The sequence below is a fragment of the Acinetobacter sp. NIPH 2100 genome (assembly GCF_000369805.1).
Taxonomy (GTDB): domain Bacteria; phylum Pseudomonadota; class Gammaproteobacteria; order Pseudomonadales; family Moraxellaceae; genus Acinetobacter.
Window position 1 is genome coordinate 1500174 of record NZ_KB850224.1, and the last position, 17550, is coordinate 1517723.

General features: G+C 40.6%; 17 protein-coding genes and 1 other RNA gene. 11 read left to right on the forward strand and 7 right to left on the reverse strand.

The features are described from left to right. Positions 1 to 94: 94 nt before the first annotated feature. Entirely contained in the window at positions 95 to 367 is a 273-nt protein-coding gene (locus tag F887_RS11060; RefSeq protein WP_004639426.1) for an HU family DNA-binding protein, read from the forward strand. A gap of 139 nt (positions 368 to 506) precedes the next feature. Further along, positions 507 to 2378, forward strand: a complete 1872-nt coding sequence (locus F887_RS11055; RefSeq protein ID WP_005293139.1) for a SurA N-terminal domain-containing protein — start codon at positions 507 to 509, stop codon at positions 2376 to 2378. 62 nt (positions 2379 to 2440) lie between these two features. Here F887_RS11055 and F887_RS11050 read toward each other — a convergent pair whose 3' ends face one another. After that, on the reverse strand, positions 2441 to 3295 hold the full coding sequence (locus F887_RS11050; protein WP_005293142.1) for a YbgF trimerization domain-containing protein: 855 nt from the start codon (positions 3293 to 3295) through the stop codon (positions 2441 to 2443). Between the two features lie 324 nt (positions 3296 to 3619). Here F887_RS11050 and ffs point away from each other — a divergent pair. Next, positions 3620 to 3716, forward strand: an RNA gene (ffs, locus tag F887_RS18280) — signal recognition particle sRNA small type. Between the two features lie 10 nt (positions 3717 to 3726). Here the strand turns inward: ffs and F887_RS11045 are convergent. From F887_RS11045 to F887_RS11030, 4 genes are all read right to left on the reverse strand, one after another. Then, on the reverse strand, positions 3727 to 4209 hold the full coding sequence (locus F887_RS11045; RefSeq protein WP_005293144.1) for a regulatory protein RecX: 483 nt from the start codon (positions 4207 to 4209) through the stop codon (positions 3727 to 3729). A 39-nt stretch (positions 4210 to 4248) separates the two neighbouring features. Next, positions 4249 to 5295, reverse strand: a complete 1047-nt coding sequence (recA, locus tag F887_RS11040) for a recombinase RecA (protein ID WP_004807961.1) — start codon at positions 5293 to 5295, stop codon at positions 4249 to 4251. Positions 5296 to 5464: 169 nt separating this feature from the next. Then, positions 5465 to 5893 (reverse strand): RNA-binding S4 domain-containing protein, encoded by a 429-nt coding sequence (locus tag F887_RS11035; RefSeq protein ID WP_005293147.1) that lies wholly within the window; start codon positions 5891 to 5893, stop codon positions 5465 to 5467. Then, on the reverse strand, positions 5877 to 6581 hold the full coding sequence (locus F887_RS11030) for an HAD-IA family hydrolase (protein ID WP_005293150.1): 705 nt from the start codon (positions 6579 to 6581) through the stop codon (positions 5877 to 5879). The genes F887_RS11035 and F887_RS11030 overlap by 17 nt, the downstream gene beginning before the upstream one ends. Positions 6582 to 6592: 11 nt before the next feature. Here F887_RS11030 and F887_RS11025 point away from each other — a divergent pair, with 11 nt between their 5' ends. The 4 genes from F887_RS11025 to F887_RS11010 all read left to right on the forward strand — a co-directional run bounded on the left by F887_RS11025 (position 6593) and on the right by F887_RS11010 (position 12671). Next, positions 6593 to 7450, forward strand: coding sequence for a 3'(2'),5'-bisphosphate nucleotidase CysQ family protein (locus F887_RS11025; protein WP_005293153.1), 858 nt, complete (start codon positions 6593 to 6595; stop codon positions 7448 to 7450). 51 nt (positions 7451 to 7501) lie between these two features. After that, entirely contained in the window at positions 7502 to 8233 is a 732-nt protein-coding gene (locus tag F887_RS11020; RefSeq protein WP_005293157.1) for a histidine phosphatase family protein, read from the forward strand. Positions 8234 to 8425: 192 nt separating this feature from the next. Next, positions 8426 to 11230 (forward strand): M66 family metalloprotease, encoded by a 2805-nt coding sequence (locus F887_RS11015; RefSeq protein ID WP_005293160.1) that lies wholly within the window; start codon positions 8426 to 8428, stop codon positions 11228 to 11230. Positions 11231 to 11408: 178 nt separating this feature from the next. Next, positions 11409 to 12671 carry a hypothetical protein gene (locus tag F887_RS11010; RefSeq protein ID WP_005293162.1) on the forward strand — a complete coding sequence of 421 codons (1263 nt, stop codon included), beginning with the start codon at positions 11409 to 11411 and terminating at the stop codon, positions 12669 to 12671. A 47-nt stretch (positions 12672 to 12718) separates the two neighbouring features. Here F887_RS11010 and rpsT read toward each other — a convergent pair whose 3' ends face one another. Beyond that, complete coding sequence (gene rpsT, locus F887_RS11005; RefSeq protein ID WP_004652997.1) at positions 12719 to 12985, reverse strand: 30S ribosomal protein S20; 267 nt, start codon at positions 12983 to 12985, stop codon at positions 12719 to 12721. A gap of 213 nt (positions 12986 to 13198) precedes the next feature. On the opposite strand from rpsT, the gene F887_RS11000 reads away from it, so the two are divergent. From F887_RS11000 to F887_RS10985, 4 genes are all read left to right on the forward strand, one after another. Next, a complete protein-coding gene (locus F887_RS11000) occupies positions 13199 to 13864 on the forward strand; it encodes an NAD(P)H-binding protein (protein ID WP_005293165.1) in 666 nt (221 codons plus the stop codon). A gap of 12 nt (positions 13865 to 13876) precedes the next feature. Then, complete coding sequence (gene rraA, locus F887_RS10995; protein ID WP_005293167.1) at positions 13877 to 14389, forward strand: ribonuclease E activity regulator RraA; 513 nt, start codon at positions 13877 to 13879, stop codon at positions 14387 to 14389. Positions 14390 to 14401: 12 nt separating this feature from the next. After that, the gene (locus F887_RS10990; protein ID WP_005293169.1) at positions 14402 to 15190 is read left to right on the forward strand and encodes a glutathione S-transferase N-terminal domain-containing protein; all 789 of its coding nucleotides are present in this window, start codon (positions 14402 to 14404) and stop codon (positions 15188 to 15190) included. Between the two features lie 120 nt (positions 15191 to 15310). After that, positions 15311 to 15664, forward strand: a complete 354-nt coding sequence (locus F887_RS10985; protein WP_005293172.1) for a hypothetical protein — start codon at positions 15311 to 15313, stop codon at positions 15662 to 15664. 295 nt (positions 15665 to 15959) lie between these two features. On the opposite strand, the gene F887_RS10980 is transcribed toward F887_RS10985, so the two are convergent. Beyond that, complete coding sequence (locus F887_RS10980; protein WP_005293174.1) at positions 15960 to 17495, reverse strand: acetyl-CoA C-acetyltransferase; 1536 nt, start codon at positions 17493 to 17495, stop codon at positions 15960 to 15962. Positions 17496 to 17550: the final 55 nt, after the last annotated feature.

Genomic DNA, 17550 nt, shown 5'->3' on the forward strand with positions numbered 1-17550 from the left:
CGTTCTCCCCCAAAGCATTGCTATAAAGGCGTCATGGCCTTTTAAACTATAGCCTTGGATCTTAACAAACGATATTAAGAGGATATTTTTTATCATGAATAAATCAGAATTAATTGATGCGATTGCTGAAAAAGGGGGAGTGTCTAAATCGGATGCTGGTAAGGCACTCGATGCGACAATCGCGTCAATCACTGAAGCACTTAAGAAAGGTGACACGGTTACTTTAGTTGGTTTCGGTACTTTCAGCGTTAAAGAACGAGCTGCTCGTACAGGTCGTAACCCTAAAACTGGTGAAGAACTGCAAATCAAAGCAAGCAAAGTACCTAGCTTCAAAGCTGGTAAGGGTTTAAAAGATTCGGTTGCGTAATCTTTTTAAATCAATAAACGCACCATTTAGGGTGCGTTTTTTATTTATTGAATGAAAAAGTTAATTTGATCTTTATTCTCCATTCATTCGTCTTTGTTTTTCAGTTAAAATTGCCCCGAAATAAAATATTGGAATTCTTATGGAATCGTTTCGTACTCTCATTAAGGGTTGGCTTGGCAAAGTCCTGTTAGTTTTGTTTTTGACTCCTTTAGCACTTGTCGGTATAGAAGGGTATTTTAGTGGTAGCAATAAAGCAGACGTTGCGAAATCAGTAAACGGTCAAGATATTTCTAATAAAGAATTAGAAAGTGCAACCAAGAACTATAAAGATCAATATTTGTCATTGGTGAAAGGTGATGAATCTCTTTTAAACTTGCCTGTTATTCAGGAAAAAGCATTAGATGCACTTGTTGCGCGTAGTTTGTTGCAACAGCAAGCTGAGAAATTGGGTTTAACTTTAAGTGATGTGCAACTTGAGCAAATGTTAGCTCAACAGCCAAGCTTTCAAGAAAATGGTCAATTCTCTCAAAAATTATATGAAAACTATCTGCGCTCTGTTGGCATGACCAACCAAGCATTGATTGCCAGCTTACGCCAAGACCATGCACTTAAAATGATTTCTACATCATTGATGGATTATGCATTGGTAAGTAAGTCTGATGTGCAACAGTTAGCGAATTTACAAACTGAACAACGTACATTGCACTTGGCAAGTATTAAGTTAGATGACTACAAAAAAGGTGTGACTGCTTCAAATCAAGAAATTGCAGACTACTACAACAAGCATAAAAATGAATTTAAGCAAGTTGCCAGTGTCGATGTTGATTATGTGGTTTTAACACCAGCGTTATTGCCTAAAGCAAATCTTGCCGTGACTGAGGCAGATTTACAGCAGGCGTATACTGCTTTTGTAGATGAACAGAAAAAAGCAATTAAGCGTCAGGTTAAGCATATTTTAATCACCACTGATGCGCGTGATGATGCGGCTGCACAAAAACTTGCCAATGATGTCTATGCAAAAATTCAGGCAGGTATGACATTCGCAGATGCTGCTGCTCAGTTCTCGGATGATCCAACTTCGAAGACCCAAGGTGGTTTGGTTGAAGCTTATGCACCTGGTGCATTCTCGGCTGATTTTGATAATGCAGTGAATGCATTAAAAAATGGTGAAATTTCAAAACCTGTTAAAACACAATATGGTTATCACATCATTGAAGCTGAATCGCCAATGGTAAAACTACCATCATTTGAATCAGAAAAAGCGCGTTTAACTGCCGAGGTTGAAAAATCTAAAGCAGCGAATTTATTCAGTGATACAGTCAATAACCTGAATGAAATGGTTGTTGGGGCTGATTCATTAGACGTGGTTGCGCAGGAAGTGAAGGGTGCGCGTATTGAATCTGCAAATGATGTAACTTTAGCTACAGATAATCCATATTTAAGTGATTTGAGCGTTAAAGCGAAACTGTTCAATGACGACGTGAAGAATGGCGATCGTAATGCTTCGTCAAACATTCAGTTGGCTAATGGTGATACGGTCTGGATTAAAGTCCGTAATTATCATGCAGCAGGTGTAAAACCTTTAGAGCAAGCGACAGCTGAAGTGAAAGCAAAAGTAATCGAAGCGAAAGCATATAAAGCAGCTCAAGCGAAAATTGCAACAATCCTTGCTGATTTTAAAACGCTACCAGCTGCTCAGGTTGTTGCAAAATCACAAGTCACTTTTGAAAATGCAGGTACATTTGCTCGTTCACAAGGTTTAAAACGTCCGATTGAGCGTGCAGCATTCAGCATTCCAGCGCCAAGCAAAGAAGGTTTATGGTCTGCGACGACGGCGAAATTGCCAAATGAATTGGTGATCGTTGCTGTTTCAAATGTAAATAGCAGTGTAGCTAGTACATTACCAGCAGAACAGTTGCAAGAGTTGAATAAGCTTTATCAACAGTTCCGTGGTCAGCAGGTGTTGGAAGACTATACTGAATACTTAAAATCACAGGCAAAGATCAAATAAGTTTGTTCTAAGCATAAAAAAAGCCAGTTTATTTAAACTGGCTTTTTTGTGGACGCTATAAATTATTTCTTCTGAATAAATTTAGCTTCTTCAGATTGCGGATATTGGCTGATTAATTTGCTTTTGTATTGATTTGCGAGGGCCGTATTCTTATCGACCTCTTTGGCAATGCTATACAACTGATAAACCGCACGAGATGCTTTTGCTGAGTTTGGATAGCGAGTCGCCACAATATTGTAGTTCTGCTTTGCAGCTTTATAGTCTACTGGTTCAACGGCTAAGTAAAATTCAGCAAGCCAGAAATATGCATTCCCCACATAGATACCATTCGGGTGATTTTTGATGAAGTTTTGCATCGGCTGGATGGCTTTTTTTGCACCACCTTGTTTGTATGCATCAAGCGCAACAGTATAGGCTGCTTTTTCTAACTCGATTTGATTGGTGGTATTGCTCGTGGTGGCAGTATTTGCAGGTGGTTGATCCGCAGCGGGCTGTGCTTTAGCAGGTGCTGTTTGTTGCTGCGCAGGCGCTGTCGGAGCGATTACAGGTGCTGCTGTCTCAGCATTGACAGCTCCTGTTGCAGCTGTCTGATCTTGAGCTTCGGTATTTTCTTCTGGCGGATCAATTTTTTGTGACAGTAACTCTAAACGCTGATCAAGATCGGTATAGCGATTGGTCAATTCTTTTTTCAATTGCTCGATCGCATTGTCATGCTCTTCAAGTTGACCGCGTAATTTACGTATTTCTTCTTCAAGCTTCTGGTTCTTTTGCATGATTTCCCAGTTTAAACTAGGAGTACCAGCAACAACATTATTGGCTTGTTGTTGGCTCAAAGAGCGCGATTCAATTGGAACATTGGCATATAAATGCGCACTGCTGAGCAGGGCAATAAAAAGTACGGAATGCTTTTTTAGCATAAAAATTCATCCATAAGTTGAAATATAAAGCTGTGGTCGAACAAGTCTTCACGTTTTACTTGCAACACACCAGATATAGATTTTTGATTAAGCCATTAAAACAGCAACTCATTTAAATGCAATAAGCATTTACAATCTTCAAGCACTTTTGAAGGAAAATGACGGGTTATTGTTTAATGTTTGCACGCCTTGAAAGTAAATAGATAACAAATATATAGCGATTGATGAGGAATTAGGCAGTTGAACTGAAAACTCGCTTAAAAACAGAGACAAGTCTTGCAACTCAGGCAAAAATCTCTATACTTTGTCAGGCAATGGTAGCCCTGCTGGTAGCTTCGCAATTGTACTCTACGAACCCCGCCAGGACCGGAAGGTAGCAACGGTAGTAGAACTATGATGTGCCGAAGTCATGCTGGTAGGGCTGCCACCATTTATTCCTCTTCGCTCGTTCGAGCAATCGCTTTCATAATTACGCCCATATCAAAACCACGATATTGTAAAAATCGAACTTGTTTTGCTTTGATTTTTGGGTCGGTTGCGACTTCTTCTCCAAATTTTTTAACTTTGAGCTGATAAGCTTGATCGAGCCAGTTCACTTCTTGAAGTTCTTCTACAATCAGCTCCGCATCCAGTTGTTTTGCTTTTAAAGCCTGTTTGATTCGTTGTAAGCCTTTGCCTTTTCTAATTTGGCTGGCGAGGGTGAGTTCGGCAACGCGTTGGTCGCTCTGATAGTTCTGTTGTGCTAACTCTTCAACAAGGTTTGCCACTTCATCTGGATTGATTGCATAAAGATTCAGTTTGGTAATTAATTCGGCTTTTGAATAATCACGACGCGTAAGCAGGGCAAAAGCATAAGAACGTAATCGTTGCCCAGTCAGTGTTTTGGGTTTCTCGGTTTGATCTGAATTAAACATACGTTCCTCATTAAAAAACGCCCCGAAGGGCGTTTCAGTTTAGATTTCTAGTAAATCTGGTTCTTCTTCAATCTCATTTTGCGCTGCTTCATTTTTGTTCTTGGTGAGAAGCTGTTCACGAATGATTTTTTCAATTTCTTGAGCCATTAATGGATTCTCTTCGAAATGACGAATCACATTATTTTTACCTTGCCCAATTTTGTTACCTTGGTATGAATACCAAGCACCTGCTTTTTGAACGATATCTTGTTGAACGGCTAAATCAACGAGTTCACCCAGCTGGTTGGTACCTCGACCATACATAATTTGGAATACCGCTTCTTTGAACGGAGGCGCCATTTTATTTTTAACAACTTTAACGCGTGTTTCGTTACCTGTAATTTCATCGCCTTCTTTCACTGCACCGATACGACGAATGTCTAAACGTACAGATGCATAGAATTTAAGTGCATTACCACCAGTCGTTGTTTCTGGGCTACCAAACATTACACCAATCTTCATACGGATTTGGTTAATGAAGATCACCATACAGTTAGAACGCTTTGCATTACCTGTGATTTTACGCAATGCCTGACTCATCAAACGCGCTTGTAAGCCCATGTGTGAATCACCCATTTCGCCTTCAATCTCAGCTTTAGGTGTCAATGCAGCCACGGAGTCGACAACGATCAGATCAATTGCACCTGAACGAACCAACATATCAGCAATTTCTAATGCTTGTTCACCGTGGTCTGGTTGTGAAACCAATAGGTTATCAATATCTACGCCAAGCTTGCGTGCATATTCAGGGTCTAAGGCATGTTCAGCATCGATAAATGCACATGTACCGCCATTCTTTTGACATTGTGCAATCGCTTGCAATGTCATGGTGGTTTTACCTGATGATTCAGGACCGTAAATTTCAACAATACGACCCTTAGGTAATCCGCCAATCCCTAATGCGATATCTAATGTTAAAGAACCTGTAGAAACAGCTTCAACTGCTAATACGGTGTTATCACCTAAGCGCATTACCGTATTTTTGCCAAATTGCTTTTCAATCTGACCTAAGGCAGCTTGTAGCGCTTTACTTTTATTATCATCCATCTCAAAACCTCAAAACTTTATTTCTTAACGACTAACCCAAGTGGATGTATTGAATCTCAACTTGTTGGGACTTGAGTATAGTGGCAGATTCTCGTTGTTTATTCTACATCTGATCTGTGTCTATGCGACACGAGATGACGCATCCAAAAATAGAAAATATCGATCTAATCTATTCATCATGATAAGACCAAGATTGGACATTTTCTTGCTTAAAACGATTGATATCACGACGATCTTTTTTACTTGGTCGGTGATCTGGTCGGGCTAGATTATGCAATTTTCGTTGTGAGGCATGCAACTCCCTACGCTCAATACTTTCTGAGGTTTCTTCATAAAGCAATTGGGCGGCAGGTGCACCACCACGGACGGCAGAAAGTGCTTTCACAACCACAGTTTTTTTCTCAAAACCTTGTTGAATGGTCAGTTCCATTCCAATGCGGACATCTCTGGAGACTTTAACGCGATCATTATTGTGATGGACTTTGCCACCTTCAATTGCAGCTTTGGAAATCGAACGGGTTTTAAAAAAACGTGCGACCCAAAGCCATTTATCAATGCGCATGCTATCCATGCTTGTTGCTTCATGCTGTTTTGGCATCTGTTACCTGTGTGTTGGTTTCAAGATAATCAAAGAGTTCAGTGAGCTGATCGAGTGCAGGGTAAGGCAGTTCGGTCGAAAGTCTTGCTGGTTTACTGCTAGAAGGTTGAAGAATACTGAACAGTTGGGTGATACCAAAATCTTCTGCACCTTTTAGCACGGCAACGGTGTCATCAATAAAGACCGCTTGTGCTGGATCAAATGGATGTCGTTGCTGCAATTTTTGCCAAAATGCAACGTCCTCTTTGGCATGCCCGAGTTGTTCACTGCTGATCATAAGTTCAAAGTATGGGCTCAGTTCGACATTTTCAAGTTTAAGCTGTAGTCCAGCTTGATCTGCATTGGTCAGTAACCAGCAACGATAACCTTGGGCATTCAGTTGCTGTAACAGTAGATGACAACCTACACGGGCACGAATTTTTTCACGGTGTTCATATTGAAGTTGTAAGACATCGACTCCAACTTTAGCCGTCCAATACGCCGAAGAATACCAAGATAGTGTATGCTTATGTTGTTGGTAGAATTGAAAGAGTGTCTGTTGGCTTTGCTCAAGTGTGCATTGATGGACTTGGGCATGACGCTCTGGCAAACAATGATTCCAAATGAAATCATCAAAGGCTAAATCGAGTAATGTGCCGTCCATGTCAAACATGGCAATAGGCTGCTGCTGTAAATCTGAATATGACATAAGGTTGGTCTATGTTTATTAAAACGCTTGTCCCACAAGATCAGTTAATTTCACAACTTGTTCCGATCATGGCGCAGGCCAGTCAAATATTGTTGGAAGAATACCAAAGTTATTGTGCAGGTTGCGAGTTTAATATTCAGGAAAAAAGTGATGATTCACCTGTCACCCAAGCAGATTTAAAAGTAAATCATTTTTTATTAAAGCACTTAGCAACAGTTACGCCACAATTACCCGTGTTGTCTGAAGAAAGTGATTATTCAGCGCGCGCGGCATGGCAACGCTGCTGGATGCTTGATCCATTAGATGGCACCAAAGAATTTATTCATGAGCGGGATGAATTCACAATTAATCTGAGTTTGATTGACGGTCACCGGACTATATTTGCCATTATTGCAGTGCCATGCGAGCAGGTCATGTATATCGGACATACCTCGCAATTACCTTATAAATATAGTTTTAGCCGACAAGAATGGTTCCAATATCAGCTTGAAGATCATGATCTGGCGGCTCCGTTGCAAATTGGTTTAAGCCATAATAGTAAAAATCCAAAGTATAAAAACTTTATCGAGCCGATCTTACAGAACCGTCAGGTAGAACGTCGTGAAGCAGGCAGTGCTTATAAGTTTTGTATGATGCTGGAAGGGGAAATCGATATTTATCCTCGTTTCCATCCAACCTCAGAATGGGATACCAGCTCAGGACAAGCCTTGTTAGAAAGTATTGGGGGGGGCTTGATGACTTTAGATGAAAAACCTTTTCTCTATAATCAACGTGAGACAGTGTTGAATGGTGGCTTTATTGCTTATCGTGATCAGCATTGCAAAAATATTGCATATGATGCGCTAAGCCGTTCTGGCATTTTAGATTGAGAGTTATATGGCTCATGCTATAGTGGGTTAAATTAAAGTTTGTATGTGAATATGACCCTGCACTTATTGCCTAAAAGTATGTTTGAAGCAATTGATTTACTTCCTGATGCTTCAACGCCTGTGACCTTATTTACGCGCCACTCTTTACGTGAATTGGTGAATGGGCAGGGTTTGGCTGGCTATGATTTGCAGCTGACGGAACAAGGTCGTGATCTGGCTTATGCTTGGGGTGAATATCTCATCCGCAATACGGATCGTGCCATTCAACATTGTATTTCCAGTCCGATTCAGCGCTGTGTCGATACAGCTGCCTTAATGATTGAAGGTGCAGATGAGACGCGTAAAGCAGTCAATACACATCAAATTGAAATTGTTGAGCAACGTTTATTGGTTGAGCCGGGTAGTTTCGTTTTGGATATACAGCAGGCAGCGCCTTATTTCCGTAAACAGGGTGCGCTAGGTTTTATTAATAGTTTTGTGAATAATGCTTTACCGGGCATGAAACATCCCATTACTGGCGTCTTCGATGTATTGGAATTGCTTTATCATACCCATCCGACACAACAGAATGGTCTCAGTTTGGCGGTAAGCCATGACACGATTCTTGCTGCCATTGTTGCGGTGATTTCTGGTAAAAATCAAATTGAACAAACAGATTGGCCAGACATGATGGAGGGTTTATTTGTGTGGTTTGAGGGGGAGGATTTTGGGAGTAGTAAGTTAAAATGGATTTGGCGCGGCAAGCGTGAAGAGTTAATTATTCAAGATTTTAAAAAATTATAAAATAAATCAGAATTTAGGCATGTAAAGGTTGCTTTTTATCTAAGCTGCTGTGTTTTCTTGTTTTTTAAAAATTAATCCCCCTCTGCTGTTTTAGCTGATAGTATATATAAATACATGATTTATATTAATTTTAACCAATTAACTTAATTTTTCATTAACGATAATTTATCAAGTTTTTCTTGGGGAAATGTGATGCAATTACAACTTAAACATTTAACAGTTTGTTTGTTATCAATCATGCTGGCCGCTTGTGGCGGCGGTGGAGCGGACCATTCAAATACAACCAATAACACTGAACCGCCTAAAAATGATAATACAACTGCAGGCGGAAACAATAACTCAACGCCTGGGAATGGAACCAGTGAACTGCCAGGGGATGGAACATCTGAGACACCCAACCAAGGTGAAGGTAGCACTACGGAAATCCCAACGCTTCCTCCTGTGGTGGAAAAATATCCTGAACCACTTAAAGATGTGATCGATGAGACGGTATTAGGCTTTTATGATTACGATAAACTTGGGCTACCACGATTATTACGTAATGATTTGAATGGCAGTTTTGCCGCCATGTTGCAATTTGCACAAAGTCATGTGGTTAATCCTAAAAATAATGAAAAAGATTCAATGCCACGATTAACCACAGAAAAAGATGCCTTATTGTTGGTAACGCCTCTTGCTGAGATGGGTGATTTACAAAAACTACAAGTTGAAATTTATCAAGGTAATCAATTACTCAGAACTGTTAAGTTGAAAGAGCCGTCGAGAATTGCAGCTTCTGATCAGTCAAATACCGATGGACGTCCACCTGTTAGCTACTCGAAAAGAGCGTGGACGGTTGCATTAAAGTGGAGTGAGATCCGAGCAGGTTTACATCTTCGAGTGATTGATCCACTGAATAATCGTAGTGGCGATTTAACTGCGGACAATATTGATTTAGCCGCACCGGGTGAATTGGTGGTACAGAATATTCGTTTGGGTTTATTAACCGATCCACCAAAATCAACAGGGCACTATATGCTGCTTGAACCTGCAAAGGCAGGCACAGATTATTTCCAGACTATTCCTGCTGCTCGGATGATTGTCACCAAATACGATGATTTAAAGCTGAATAAAGTCATGGTGGCCAGTGGAGTCATTTATGATGCGGTGAGTGCTACTACAGGCGATGTTTATAGTGGTGATATGCGCGAAAATACCGCTAAATCGACATTTGGTGTAGGTATTAACTTGGCCAATTGGGGAATCACCAGTGCCTCAATGGCGAGTCAGGAACAACCACAAATCACTCAAAGTGTTGTAGCACATTATGCACGCGGCAAATATAGCAATGGTGAGGCAACTCATGGCTTAAGCGGTGGCAATGGCATGCTGACCCTGATTGATTCAGTGGGCAATGAATTTAGCCATGAGATCGGCCATCACTATGGGCTTGGACATTATCCTGGTTCAGTTGGGGATAATATGTTTTGGGCCGCGCATCATGCGGATAGTGGTTGGGGCTATATTGCCTTTAGAAATAAAATGCGCGGTAACCTCAATTGGACCAATACCAACCTAGGTGATGGTACAAATGGTGTACCAAACTTCCTGAACAAGTATGCCTATGGCTGGGATGCGATGTCGGGCGGCGCAACAGCAAGTAGTATCTCTAAATATACCCATTACACAGGGTACAGTACTTATTTAAAAATTCAGCCAGCATTTGATCGTTACGTGTGGGATGCCAGTTCACCAACAGGCTATAAAAAATGGAATGCAACAACACGGGTGATGGAAGTTGCGCAGCCTAAGACGCCAAATTCAAGCAATGTTTGGTATAACCGAGCTGATGGCAATTATTTGAAACCAAGAATGTTTGGCGTGCCTGTGTATACGATTTTGGGTGGATATGATCCTGAAGCGCAGGTTGGCCTGATTTATCCTGCGGCGAAAGGGAACTGGGGCAATGTATTTGACCTGCCACAAGGCAATCCAAATGCGACCACAGCAAATTGTTGGTTGAATGTGAAGTTTGCTAGTGCGAGTCAAAATATCGCTTTAGCACCACAACGTATGAATGCCAATAGCAATGCCAATAAGTTCCATGTCAACCTTGCGCAAAGTGAAGCACCGCAGCAAGTGAATCTGTATTGTAAAAAAGCCAATCAAGCAGCGATATTGCTTTCTAGCATGTCGATTCCCGTCAATACGGTGGCTTTAGCACCAGCGGTTGAGATTGGTAAAGAGGCAGAATACTCAGCCCTGAGAACGATTGAATTACCACAGTTAGAACAGGCTTTACTCGATAATAAAGATAAGGCAGTGGTAAATCTCTCTCCTGAATCTAAGCTGCTGTTTGATTCATACCGAACTTTTAAAGATCAACTAACGGTAGATGCTCAAAATGAAATGGTGCGTTATACCCAACAGCAAATTAAGCTGTATCGTTTAAATCGCTGGATCAATGTATATCGTTCAGACCTCACCAATTTAAATACCGATGCATTAAATGCATTTCATGCCTTTATAGAAAAGCTGGAACTGAAAGGTGATCTGAATATTGCATCAAGTACAAGTTTGATGAATCGAACCAATTGTTTAAAAGCCGAGAAATTGGGTAATGGGCAATTGAATGCATTTATTAGTGGAGCGACAGGTTGTGTGGGTGATGACTCGGAGAAGTGGGTATATGACGCTTTGGGTAAAATTCATAACAAACAATATATCGATCAATGCTTAACCACCACGGCAGGAAATGTGATTAATTTGCAGCCATGTGGCAGCGCAAGCAGCCAGATATGGGAAACTGATGCAGTTGCACAGGCAATTAAGCAGTCGAATCAGTGTTTTGATTTGGAAGGCGGTTATTTAAGTAAGAATCGTGCACGTTTGATCCGCTATCGTTGTACCAATGGGGCCAACCAAAAATGGAGCATTCCTGTGATGAATAATAGTCTGGTACTGGCGGGTTTATCGGCGAAGAATTTAGCAGTGGCAACTAAGGTGTTGAACCCTTAATAATTTTATCTGAATGTCATAAATTGATGATATGAAGCTCTTCGGGGCTTCATATTTTTATCTGGAATAAATTTTTGCTAACGTTAAAAAAATAATAAAAGTGTACTTTTAAAATGAATGAATTTTCGTCATGATAGGGAAATAAAAAGCGAAACTTGACGCATAATTGGATAAAAAGATGTTATTAAACACAATTTATTTATGGGAGCCTGAAATTTTTACAGGCAAAGTCCCCGCAGAAGATGATTCACAACAAGTTGCTTTTGAACTTCATCAGCAATATCGCAATATTTCTACCCATGGTAAAACCCTTCAGGCTTGGTTGGATCTTTTTTCAGACAAAATTTGTGATCCGCAATATCAACTCTACTTTTCTGAACAGACACAGCAGTGGGTGCAGGGAATTAAGGATCGATTTGCTCAGGGTTTATGCGCCAGTGTGCAACTTGATGTTTTAGAGCATGAAGCACAAAACGATGCGGTTTATCGGGTGTTTTATGAGACCGTTCATGAAACGGGGATTGGTTTTTATGAACCAAATTATAATGTGTGGGCAATTGGTGAGCTGCAATCGCCTGAAAATGCAGTTTCAAATATGTTGCAGCCGTATTTATTAGAGCCTTTAAAGATCAAAGTGCTTGAATCAATTGCTGAACCCCAAAAACAGCTTAATCATTTTCAAACCCCACAAAGTATGCCAGAAGCGGAGCAGTTGATCAGCCAATGGTTTGAGCAGCAAAGTTATACTCAGCATTTAAAGCTAGATGTATTTAACGTTGCGCATGATTTTATTTCAAATTGGGGCAATATTGGTCGACCTGAATTGGCATTAGATACGGGTTATCGATGCTTTTTATTGACCCAAAAACAAGTTGGTATTTTTTACCAACTCAAAATGGTACTCAGAAAATTAACTGTTAGTCCGATGCTGTCTTTTGCAATGGATTTTACCGATCGTTTTATTCCTGATCAACTGCAACAGCAGTTACCTGAACGTTTGATTTTTCGTCTGCGTTCGATGGATGTGCATAAAAGGATAGGATTGAAAAACAATGCTGAGCCTCATTTTGCCTTGACGGGGCGTTGGGATACGCCAACAGATATTCAAGATTTTTTCACCAATCTGGATGCTTATATCGAATTTATTTTTTCAAATCTGGGGCAAGGTCGATTGGAGGCATTACAGGCATGGGCCTATGGTGATATGCCATCGGGTATCCAGATTGATTTAGATTTCCGTTTTGAGTTGATGATGCTGGCATTAAGCCAAGATCAGTTGTATTTGCAACAACGTTATCAATATCATAAGGGGGTATTGATGCAGAGTAATGCTCGAGCAAGTGATTTGGGGTTGTTGGAGGAGAGTTATACGTTGTGCCAGAAGTTGTTCAAGATCGTGACAGAGGCTGGAACGGGTTTGCAGCCTTATGTAAAAAATTAAAGACAATAAAAAAGCCCGAAAATTCGGGCTTTTTTATATGCATCAAATTAGTTAGCTAATGCTTTAACTTGAGCGTTTAAGCGGCTCTTATGACGAGCAGCTTTATTTTTGTGGATGATGCCTTTATCAGCCATACGGTCGATAACTGGAACAGCAGTTTTATAAGCTTCTGTAGCAGTAGCATAATCACCAGCAGCAATTGCATTTACAGTACGTTTGATGTATGTACGAACCATAGAACGCAAGCTTGCGTTGTGTTTACGTGCTTTAACGTTTTGACGAGCACGTTTTTTAGCTTGAGCAGAGTTTGCCACTCGTGCACTCCTTGAAAATAAGTTGGTCTGGGCGGGCTGAAGTTAAAACCAATAAAACATTAGCAACATTCACCAGCCCGTAAACAAGTGCCATATTTTGATGAAACTAAGCCCCGAAGTCAAGTCTTGTGATACTTTTAAGTACATTTAACAGGTGATAATGTTTCAAGAAACCGTTACATTAGCCTTAGACATTGATTGGAATAAATAAAAATGAAAACAGGTGATAAAAAGGCAATCGTCATCGGTGCGACAGGACTGGTGGGTCAAGCATTGATTGATGAGTTACAGCACTCAGATGACTTCGATGTGGTTACTGTGGTTGTCAGAAAAAGTTCAGATACATTAAAAACTTACAGTAAAGTTAATCAGTTGGTTTTAGCAGATTTCCTATTGTTAAATGATGAAGATGTGAATGGTTATACACATGCATTCAGCTGCTTGGGAAGCACCATAAAACAGGCAGGATCGAAAGACGCATTTTACGCGATTGATTATGAAATTAATGCTCATTTTGCTGATTTAATTCAGGATAAAAATATTCATTTATTAGTGGTGAGCGCGTTGGGAGCGAATGCTAATTCACCAGTTTTTTATAATAAAGTGAAAGGTGAGTTAGAAAACTACCTAAAAAGCCTGTCAATTTATAAGCTATCGATCTTTCAGCCGTCATTGTTAATTGGTAAACGTAGTGACGTACGGGTCTTGGAAGACATGGCTCAAACCATTTTTAAGCTGGTTGAAAAGACATGGACCAGACCGTTTAAACTTAAACCTGTAACAGCTGAGCAATTGGCGCATACTATGTTGTTTGCAGCACAAACGCAGACGGCTGCATTCAAACTCTATGACAATTTAAGCATACAACAAAGCAAATAATGGAGAATTTCAGTGACAACGATCCCTTTCGTAACGTGTGATTTGTTAGATGATAATCCTGAGAAAAACCTGCAAGTGGTCATACCGTCATTAGATGGTAAATTCTTTAAAAGTTATGGTGCACGTAAGACCTTTGGCGGGCAAGTGGTCACTGTAAAGTGTTTTGAAGATAACTCTCGTGTGAAAGAACTCTTGGCAACCGATGGTACGGGTAAAGTATTGGTGGTTGATGGTGGGGCGTCAATGCGTTGTGCTTTGATGGGGGATTTGATTGCTGAGTCTGCGGTGAAGCATCACTGGAATGGCGTAGTGATCTACGGCTGTGTACGTGATGTCGATGCACTTGCAGAATTGGATTTAGGTGTACATGCATTGGCTGCAATCCCGCAAAAAAGTAATCGTAAAGGCATAGGTGAAGTCGACATCACACTGTATTTTGGCAGCGTAACCATCAATTCTGGCGATTATCTGTATGCGGATAATAACGGCATTGTGATTGCAAAAGAAAAATTAGTCGACTGCTAAAAGGATAGTGCTATGCTGAAAATGGTGAATCATCAATTCAAGGTTTTACAATCTGTGCTTGCAAGTGTGATTGAAGGTGGACGAGGCGTCTCAGGTACGCCATTTCCAAACCAACCTGCAAAAGCACTCAAGCTGTATGAATTCGAAGGTTCTCCGTTTTGCCGCCGTGTCCGTGAAGTGATCACCTTGTTGAATTTGGATGTAGAAATTTATCCATGTCCTAAAGGTGGTCAAAAATACCGCCAGATCGTAAAAGAAAAAGGTGGGAAACGACAATTTCCTTTTTTAATTGATGAAAATACGGGTGATCAGTTATATGAATCACAGCAGATTATTCATCATTTGTTTAAACATTATGGAAAAACAGGACAAACGCCGAAGAAGTTTAGTCACTATCCGAAACTTCCTTACGTATCTACTTTAGCGACTGTGGCCAATGCAGCGCGTGGCGTATGGATTAATCAGCAGATTATTGACCGCTCAGCGCCAGCACAGCTCTTAGAGTTATGGAGCTTTGAGGCGAGTCCTTATACACGTCTAGTGCGTGAAGTTTTAACGGAATTAGAACTACCCTATATTTTGCATAATGTGTCCAAAGAGCGTTGGCAGGATATGGGGCCAGCAGTATTGCGTTTAAAACCAGGGAAGTATATTCCACTGCCAAATGGCAAACGTGAAAAGGTGGTTGAGGTGATGGGACGAGATATTCAGGTTCCATATTTAGTTGATCCAAATACAGGCGTGAAAATGTTTGAATCTGCCAAGATTGTTGAATATTTAAAAACGCAGTATGGAAAGTAAATGTTGAGAAAGCATCTTTTAAAAAGATGCTTTTTTATAGCGGGTTATCACGTGTAGGTTGCTTGATTGGCATCTTTAGCGGTTTAATATCAGCGAAAAATAGAGTGATGTGATCGATTAATGCTAAGTCAACTGACCAACCTATTCAAAAGTTCGAAAGAAACACCAGAGCAGTTATTTTTAAAAGAACATGCTTTGAGCTTTGATGCTGAACAAGGGCCGATTCTGAATGGGGTGGTGCTGAATGAGTTGGGATTTCGTCTGGAATATTTCTCAAACCGAAAATTAGACCGATTTGATGATTTAGAAAAGCTGTTTCGGATTGCACTGCAAATTAATGAAAAGATTGATTTGGAAATTCATTCACAACGTTTTGTTGAGCGATTGGGCAACACTGAGGAAAATCTTATAGAGCTCAAGCAAGCGATTAAAATTTTAAATGATTATTATGTGAAGTTTAAGCGGGCGAGATAGTTAAGCTTTAAGCTTGAATTGATCAATATATCTTCAAATTCACTATAAATAGATAGATTGACTTTGCTCTGGCTTTTTAGAGATAAAAATTACGGAAAATCCTTGCTCAGCTGTAGTCACTGTTCATAAACTGATGCTATGTCCTTGTTAGCTCAGTTCAATGGGTGACATCCATGCAACCAATCACAATAGTCAATGAAAGTTTAAATTTAGATGGGTGAATTTTTTGTAGTTTTAAATGTAAAAAAAGGACTAAATCCAAAGATTTAATCCCTTTTTTTGATCAGGTTGGAGATTATTTTTCAATAATCGCCGTTACACCTTGACCACCAGCAGCACAGATCGAAACAAGGATACGACCTGAACCTTTTTGATTTAAGATCTTCGCAGCAGTTGCGATGATACGACCACCAGTTGCAGCGAATGGGTGACCCGCAGCTAATGAAGAACCTTTAATGTTTAGCTTGCTACGATCGATTGAACCTAAAGGTGCATCTAAGCCTAAACGCTCTTTACAGAATTTTTCATCTTCCCAAGCTTTCAACGTAGAAAGAACTTGTGATGCAAACGCTTCGTGGATTTCATAGTAGTCGAAATCTTGAAGTTTAAGGCCAGCACGCTCAAGCATACGTGGAACTGCATAAGCAGGTGCCATCAATAAGCCTTCTTTCTTGCCAACAAAATCAACCGCAGCAGTTTCAGAGAAAGTGAGGTATGCAAGCACTTCGTGACCATTTGCTTTAGCCCATTCTTCTGAAGCTAAAAGAACACATGAAGCACCATCTGTTAACGGGGTAGAGTTACCCGCTGTCATGGTTGCAGCTTCGCCTTTACCAAATGCAGGCTTTAATTTTGCTAATTTCTCAGCAGTAGAGTCCGCACGTAAGTTGTTATCACGGCTTAAACCTAAGAATGGCGTGATTAAGTCATCGAAGAAACCTTCTTCGTATGCTTTTGCCATTTTTTGGTGAGAAGATGCAGCTAAAGCGTCTTGATCTTCACGTGCAATACCCCATTCAAGCGCAGTGATTGCTTGATGGTCACCCATTGATAAACCAGTACGTGGTTCACCATTTTTAGGCGCATCCATAAGATCTTTTACATTGATTTTCGCTAAAGCTTTTAAACGGTCTTTACCTGTTTTTGCAATGTTAAGCTCAAGGAGTGCTTTACGTAAGCCATCACCGAAAGCGATTGGTGCATCAGAAGTGGTATCAACACCACCAGCAACACCCACTTCGATTTGACCTAAAGCGATTTTGTTTGCAACCAAGAATGCTGCTTGTAAGCCAGTACCACATGCTTGCTGAATGTCATATGCAGGTGTTTCTGGTGCAAGTTGAGTATTTAAAACACACTCACGTGTCATGTTGAAGTCACGGCTGTGCTTTAATACCGCACCCGCAACCACTTCACCTAGGCGTTGACCTTGCAGGTTGAAGCGCTCAACCAAACCGTTTAACGCAGCCGTAAACATGTCGATGTTAGAAGCTGTGAAATAAGCGCCGTTAGAGCGAGCGAAAGGAATACGGTTACCGCCGATAATGGCAACACGGCGCACAGTGTTTTGGCTCATGGTTTTATCCTGTTGAACAGAAGGTTTGGTTGTTTTAGCTGTAGCTGCTTTCGTCGTTGTAGAAGAAGCAGTACTTTTTGTACCACTCGTACTGCGACTTGGCGTACGTGTACGAGTTGTTTTTGGTGTCGTACTTGCTGCTTTAGAAGCTGTGCTTGCAGTTTTACGTGAAGTAGAAGCTGCTTTTGATGTATTTGACACAGTCTCAGTAGCAGAAGTCTCGACTGCTGGATTTTCTTGAGTTGTTTTGCTCATAAGGCTTTTCCAAGCATAATTGCGATATTCTTGGTACAAACATACCATATTTCCA